Raw genomic sequence first — 519 nt, forward strand, 5'->3', positions numbered from 1 at the left:
ATATTGCTCCATCGACATCCCTTTACCATCACCCGTCACTACAGCGGGGTTATCGGCATCATACATCTCAAAAACATCAGACATTGTGTCTCCTCATATCTAATTAGCCCTGAGCCTGACCAACTGTGGTTGGCTCTAATCCAGTATTGTCTGCTGCTTGTTGCATAGCTTCTGGAGAAGAAGTAGCTTGACCAGCCGCTCCTGCACCTAATGTGCCAGCAAAGTTCTGTGCTCCAGATTGGACAGCTTGTTGTGCCATCATCTGAGCTTTCTCTTCATCACTACGTAAGATACCATCTGTATCAATACCAATAGCATTAGCACCACGAAGGATGAGAACGTTAGTATTAATATCTTGATTGCTCTGTAGATTAGAAGCTGTAGCAACCAATTGCATAAAGTCAGTTAGCTTACTCAAATCTTGACCACGACCAATTGCTTCCAGACCAGTTACGACAGCAGGGGTAATTGCTTCTTTAGGTAACTCTGGAATATGTTTGGTAGCTTGAAGCTGTGAAA

The 519-nt window shown here is 43.7% G+C and carries 1 protein-coding gene; it reads right to left on the minus strand.

The window, feature by feature from the left end:
• Positions 1–103: 103 nt before the first annotated feature.
• Positions 104–519, minus strand: a 416-nt coding sequence (locus N1032_RS27865; RefSeq protein WP_259543984.1) for a hypothetical protein, incomplete at its 5' end; no start/stop codon positions are given.

Origin of the sequence: Herbiconiux daphne, from assembly GCF_024979295.1 — a bacterium.
In the GTDB taxonomy this organism is placed as follows: domain Bacteria; phylum Actinomycetota; class Actinomycetes; order Actinomycetales; family Microbacteriaceae; genus Herbiconiux; species Herbiconiux daphnes.